Source organism: Orenia sp. (assembly GCF_055140805.1).
The window spans coordinates 1-7,292 of record NZ_JBSQYM010000148.1; the positions used below are offsets into that span (position 1 = coordinate 1).

A 7,292-nucleotide genomic window follows, 5' to 3' on the forward strand; every position below is an offset into this window, starting at 1 on the left:
TACTAGCCACAGGTTTCAACCTGTGGTGATGGTGATATGTTACACTACGGGTTAAAACCCGTAGCTAAAACTTAAAGTGTCGCAATATCCCCATTAAGTCTTACCTTCAATATGAAAAAGAGGGCTAAATGCCCTCTTTTATCTATTACTTATTTAATTGAATTTATTAGTTATCTATCATCCCTTCGGGTCTACAAACCAAGACCCTTCGTAACGGATATTTAATACATTAAGTTTTTTATTCCCTTCGGGTCTACAAACCAAGACCCTTCGTAACGGATATTTAATACATTAAGTTTTTTATTCCCTTCGGGTCTACAAATCAAGACCCTTCGTGACGGATATTTAATACATTAAGTTTTTTATTCCCTTCGGGTCTACAAACCAAGACCCTTCGTGACGGATATTTAATACATTAAGTTTTTTTATTCCCTTCGGGTCTACAAATCAAGACCCTTCGTGACGGATATTTAATACATTAAATATCCGTCCACTGCTTCCGCTACATCTCGTCCTTCTCTAATTGCCCACACAATCAAAGAAGCACCTCTTCTCATATCTCCAGCAGCAAAGACCTTAGATTTACTAGTTTGATAACTACCATCTGTCTGAACATTTCCACGTCCATCAAACTCTATATCTAATTGCTCTAACATTCCTTTATGCTCAGGATGAACAAAACCAATAGCTAATAGTACTAAATCTACATCTAAAGTAAATTCACTACCTTCAATCTCCTTCATTTGCTTCTTACCATTTTCATCTTCAGCCCATTCAACCTTGACAGCCTTGAATTTACTAACATTACCTTCTCCATCACCTTCAAATCCTTTAGTTGCAATAGACCATTCTCTTACACCAAAGTCTTCATCTTTAGCAAAGGCTTCAGCCTCTTGATGAGAAGTAGATGTTCTTAAGATTTGAGGGTACTGTGGCCAAGGGTTATCTGTAGTTCTCTCTTCTGCTGGTTTATCTAATAACTCAATCTGATAAACAACTTCCGCACCTTGTCTAGTAGAAGTTCCTACACAGTCTGCACCTGTATCTCCACCACCAATGACAAGTACTTTCTTACCTTTAGCATTTATTCTATCTTCTGCTGGAACCTCCTTACCAGCATTGATACTATTTTGTTGAGTTAAGAAGTCCATTGCATAGTGGATACCATCTAAGTTACGACCTTGCACTGGTAAATCTCTTGCCTCTCTAGCTCCACCAGTTAACACAACTGCATCAAATTCTGCTTCTAACTTCTCAGCAGGATAATCTGTACCAATCTCAGTATTGAAGACAAACTTAACTCCCTCTTCTTTAATCTGATTTACACGGCGCTCTACAACCCATTTTTCAATCTTGAAATCTGGGATTCCATAGACTAACATTCCACCTGCCTTATCATCACGTTCAAAGACAGTTACTGAATGTCCCATTCGATTTAATTGTTGAGCAGCTGCTAAACCTGCCACTCCAGATCCCACTACAGCAACCTTCTTTCCAGTTCTAACTTTAGGTGGTTGAGGTTTAATTAACCCTTCTTTCCATCCCTTTTCAGAGATAGAGAATTCGATATTCTTAATAGATACTGGGTCATCATTAATCCCCAAAACACATCCTCCCTCACAAGGGGCAGGGCAGACTCGCCCTGTAAAGTCTGGGAAGTTATTTGTACTGTGTAAGTTCTCTAATGCTTGCTCCCATTCACCCTTATGAACAAGATCATTCCACTCTGGCATTAAATTATTTACTGGACAGGAGAAGCTACAGAAAGGAACACCACAGTCCATACATCTAGCACTCTGTCTAGTAATATAATCCTCTTCGATAGGCTCATAGACCTGTTTATAATCTTTAACCCTTTCTTCTACACTACGCTTCTTTCTTGGTTCACGATCAAATTCTAAAAATCCTCCTAATTTCCCCATTATTCTGCCTCCTTCCTACTCTTAGCCAACAATTGCTTGTAAGCTGGAGAAATGACCTTCACGAATTTACTTAAGTTATTATCCCAATCAGCTAAAATCTCTTGTGCACGTTCACTATCAGTATAATTAGCATGATTTTCGATTAGAGTCTTAAGTTCTACTACATCATGGTCATCTAATTGATCTATATTTACCATACCTGTATTTAATCTATCTGCAAACCCACCATCAATATCATAAACATAAGCAATACCACCACTCATACCAGCACCGAAGTTACGACCTGTCTCACCTAAGACTACTACTCTACCACCAGTCATATACTCACAACAATGGTCTCCTACACCTTCAACCACTGCAGAAGCTCCAGAGTTTCTTACAGCAAAACGCTCACCAGCGATACCATTCATATATAACTGTCCACGAATTGCTCCATAAAGGATAGTATTACCACCGATGATATTCTCATGAGCTTTAAAGTCAGAGGCTTGAGGCTTCTTGATAATAACCTTAGCACCAAATAACCCTTTACCAATATAGTCATTTGCTTGACCTTCTAAGTTTAAAGTCAATCCCTGCATACCAAAGGTACCAAAACTCTGTCCTGCATAACCTTTAAAGTTGATATTAATTGTATCATCAGCTAATCCTTTAGCACCATAATGCTTAGCAATCTCACCACTTAACATAGTTCCTGCAGTCCGATTTACATTATAGATATCAAGATCTAACTCTACCTTCTCACCCTTTTCTAAAGCAGGTTGAGCCAGTTCAATCAACTTACGGTCAAGGATATCATCGATACCATGGTCTTGAGCCTCTACACATCTATTAGCAATCTTCTTAGGTAAGGTTGGTTGATGTAGAATCTTAGTTAAATCTATTCCTTGAGATTTCCAATGCTTAATAGCGTCATTCATCTCAAGCTTGTCTACTCTACCAATCATCTCATCAACACTTCTAAAGCCTAATTCTGCCATAATCTCTCTCATCTCTTGAGCAATGAAAGTAAAGAAATTAATTAAGTCTTCTACCTTTCCATTAAATCTCTTACGTAACTCTGGGTTCTGAGTAGCTACACCTACGGGACAAGTATTACTATGGCAAGCTCTCATCATAATACATCCAAGTACAACTAGTGAGCTTGTAGAGAATCCATACTCTTCTGCTCCTAATAAAGCAGCAATTGCAATATCTCTACCAGTCTTCATCTGACCATCTGCCTGTACTCTTACTCTACCTCTTAGGTTATTCTTAACCAATACCTGGTGAGTCTCAGATAATCCTAACTCCCAAGGTAATCCTGTATGCTTAATAGAAGTAAGTGGTGCCGCTCCTGTTCCACCATCATAACCAGAGACTAAGATCATATCTGCATGAGCCTTAGATACACCTGCTGCAATGGTACCGATACCGATTCTAGATACTAGCTTAACACTTACTCTAGCTTTAGGATTAACATTTTTAAGATCAAAGATTAGCTGTGCTAAATCCTCAATTGAATAGATATCATGGTGAGGTGGTGGCGAAATCAAATCAATACCTGGTGAAGTATGACGAACTCTTGCAATCTCTTCACTTACCTTACGACCTGGTAAATGCCCACCTTCTCCTGGCTTAGCACCTTGAGCCATCTTAATCTGTAGTTCATCAGCATTTACCAAATACTCTGTAGTTACTCCAAAACGCCCTGAAGCAACCTGCTTAATTGCACTTCTTCTATTATCTTTGAATCTTTCTGGGTCTTCTCCACCCTCTCCAGAGTTGGACATACCACCAATTGCATTCATAGCTTTAGCAATCGTCTCATGGGCTTCTTTAGAGATGGAACCATAAGACATCGCTCCTGTTACAAAACGTTTTCTAATCTCTTCAACACTCTCTACCTCTTCAAGAGGAATTGGGGTTTGATTTTTGAACTTAAAGAGACCTCTAATCGTAGATAAGTTATTAGCTTGATTATTGATCATCTCAGCATACTCTTTATAGATATCATAGTCATTTACTTTAGCAGCATGCTGTAACGTAGCAATAGCCTCTGGACTGAATAGATGCTTTTCACCTTGAGGACGCCACTTATATTTACCTTCATTCTCCAAAAGCTCATCATTATTACTTCTAATATCTTTAAAGGCTTTCTTGTGATTACTAAGAACCTCTTGCTCTAAAACCCCAAGTCCGATACCTTCAATTCTAGAAGTAGTTCCTGGGAAGAATCTATCGATAAACTCTTGGCTTAAACCAACAGCCTCAAAGATCTGGGCTCCACGGTAACTTTGAATTGTAGAGATACCCATCTTAGACATAATCTTTAATAAACCTTTATTTATAGCTTTGATATAAGCCTTCTTACGTTCTACTTTCTTCTTCTCATCTCCAGAAGATAAGTAAAGCTCTTTATCATTCATATAAGAGATACTCTCTAAAGCTAAATAAGGGTTAACTGCTAAAGCACCATAGCCAATTAGTAAGGCAAAATGCATTACCTCTCTAGCCTCTCCAGTCTCTACGATGATATCTACACCGTTTCTCTTACCTTCTTTAATTAGATAATTGTGCAAAGCAGAAGTTGCTAACAATGCTGGAATTGAAGCATTAAAGTCATCAACTTTACGGTCACTTAATACTAAAATATTATGTCCAGCTTCAATGCTCTCTTTAGCATACTTAAATAAGCGCTTTAATCCTTTCTCTAAACCAGACTTTTCCTCAGGATCAAAGACCATTGGTATAACCTTAGCTCTAAAGTCTTCGTCATTTAAATGAATAATCTTATCTAAATCACCATTGCTTAAAATAGGAGATTCTAACTCAATAGTTTTAGCTTTATCTTCGGTCTTCTCTAAGACATTACCTTTGACTCCTATATTTGTCTTTAAAGACATAACTATCTCTTCACGAATCGGATCAATTGGTGGATTTGTTACCTGTGCGAATAATTGCTTAAAATAATCAAATAATGACTTAGTACGATTAGATAAAATAGCTAGTGGCTCATCATTACCCATCGAACCGATTGCTTCTTTCTTATTTTCAGCCATAGGTCCAATGATTACACTTAAATCTTCTCGACTATAACCAAAGCTCTTTAATCTAGTAATTAAAGTATCAAAATCTTCACTATAACGTTCTTTATCTCCAGCCAAATCCTTTAGATGCTTCTTATTATTCTTTAACCATTCACCATAAGGTTTAGCTGTACTAACCTTCTCTTTAATCTCTTCATCAGAATAGATTTTGCCCTCAGCTGTATCAATTAATAACATCTTACCTGGCTGTAATCTGCGGCTTTCTGCAATATTAACAGGGTCAATCTCTAGGGTTCCCACCTCTGAAGCCAAAATCACATATCCATCCTTAGTTACTGTATATCTAGCTGGTCTTAAACCATTACGATCTAAAGTAGCACCCATCTGTACACCATCAGTAAAGGCAATAGCTGCTGGACCATCCCATGGTTCCATTAAGCCAGCATTATATTCATAATAATCCCTAACCTCTTCTTTTAAGAATTGATTCTTCTCCCACGGCTCAGGAACTAACATAGTCATTGCCTCAATCAAGCTCATTCCAGAAGCTACTAATAGTTCAAAGGCATGATCTAAATTAGCCGAATCACTATCTCTAGAATCAGTAATCGGAAACAGCTTACTTATGTCATCCCCTATCGCATCACAAGCTAAATCTGGCTCTCTAGCTACCATCCAGTTATGATTTCCTGTCAAAGTATTTATCTCACCATTATGTGCTAAATATCTAAAAGGCTGTGCCAAATCCCAAGATGGGAAAGTATTAGTACTGAAACGTTGATGTACTAAAGCAATAGCCGACTTTAGACTCTTATCTTCTAAATCTAAGTAGAACTTTTTCATCTGCTCTGGTAAAATTAACCCCTTATACACTAAGACTCTACTAGAAAAACTAGGAATACTGAATAGTTCAGCGTTCTTAATCTCACTCTCTTCGATAGCCTTCTCAATTCTCTTTCTAATAATATATAATTTCAATTCAAAGTTATCCAAGCCTTCAGCTTTCTTAACAAATACCTGTTTAATCACTGGTAAAGTACTGGCTGCTGTTTCACCAATTGCATCAGCTACAACTGGTACATCACGCCACCCTAATACTCCTTGTCCTTCTTCTTGAATAATCTTCTCAATAATTCCTTCTGCTAATAAACTTTCATCTAACTTACGAGGTAAAAAGACCATTCCTACCCCATATTCACCAATAACTGGCAACTCTATACCTGCAACTGCCATCTCTTTTCTTAAAAATTCATCAGGCAATTGCATTAAAATTCCTGCACCGTCTCCAGTCGCTGGGTCTGCCCCTACTGCTCCTCTATGCTCTAATCTTTCTAAGATTTCTAGCCCTTTCTCTACTACCTTATGGCTCTTTTCACCATCTATTTTGGTAATAAATCCAACACCACAATTATCCCTCTCAAACTCAGGATAATATAATCCTTCTGGTGAAGGCATATTTTTTCTTGTAATCATCTCTACTCCTCCTCTACTAACTATTATTAATAATTTTACATTATTTACGGCTCTAAGTTTTCATAATATGAAAAATAATTTCATAATAAAAAATCTTGTTCTATTATTATACTTGATATCATGGGAAAAATCAAACAAAATTCGACTCAGATAAGTAAATTATAAAATAAACACTATTATCTTAGAAGATAAACTAATAAAAATAATAAATTCAAATATAAATGTACGTGTTTTTAATAATCTTGCCATAAAAAAGACCAGCTCTTTGGCTGGTAAAAATCCACTTTCTCTTTAGATTTCACTAGATTTTAACTCTTAATCAACTGGAATACAGATCTTTTGACCAATTAATAATCTATTAGAATTAATCTTTGAATTAACATTTCTTAGCTCAGTTAATGAGACTTTATACTTTCTGGCTATAGAATAGAAGGTATCTCCTCTTTTAACTATATAAAGAATTGACCCTTGAGGGCATTTTACCGGTGGAGTAGCTAGAGGTATACAGATTAGTTCACCAACTTTGAGATTATCAGCATCAACATAAGGATTAGCCTCCTGTAAGTCCGCTACCGCTATATTAAATCTATCTGCTATAGTATAAAAGCTGTCCCCTGCCTTAATAGTATAGTAGTTTCCTTCTGGGTAAGATGGATAATCTCTTTGTAATGGTATAAATATTTTATCTCCCACTTGTAAATTATCGGAGTCTATCTTAGGGTTGGCAGAGATAATTGCAGCTACTGTCGTATTAAAGTGCTGGGCCAATGAATATAGTGTATCACCTTTTCTAATTTGATAAGCCTTTGTATTTGGTGGAACCTGCTGCAGCTTACCCTTATCTTTATCCTGTCTCTTATACACATCT

3 protein-coding genes are annotated in these 7,292 nt (G+C 36.9%); all 3 read right to left on the reverse strand.

Annotated elements, in window-relative coordinates; translation table 11 throughout:
• Positions 1–470: 470 nt before the first annotated feature.
• Positions 471–1,922: a glutamate synthase subunit beta gene (locus ACTCDL_RS12785; RefSeq protein ID WP_463177297.1), complete on the reverse strand. Its 1,452-nt coding sequence runs from the start codon at positions 1,920–1,922 to the stop codon at positions 471–473.
• Positions 1,922–6,424, reverse strand: coding sequence for a glutamate synthase large subunit (gene gltB / locus ACTCDL_RS12790; RefSeq protein WP_463177300.1), 4,503 nt, complete (start codon positions 6,422–6,424; stop codon positions 1,922–1,924). The genes ACTCDL_RS12785 and gltB overlap by 1 nt, the downstream gene beginning before the upstream one ends.
• 315 nt (positions 6,425–6,739) lie before the next feature.
• On the reverse strand, positions 6,740–7,292 hold a 553-nt coding region (locus tag ACTCDL_RS12795; RefSeq protein ID WP_463177303.1), incomplete at its 5' end, for a LysM peptidoglycan-binding domain-containing protein.

What these genes read in the sequence shown, in the direction of transcription:
- gltB (WP_463177300.1), bottom strand. Translation starts at nt 6,424, where the DNA reads ATGATTACAAGAAAAAATATGCCTTCACCAGAAGGATTATATTATCCT.
- ACTCDL_RS12785 (WP_463177297.1), bottom strand. Translation starts at nt 1,922, where the DNA reads ATGGGGAAATTAGGAGGATTTTTAGAATTTGATCGTGAACCAAGAAAG.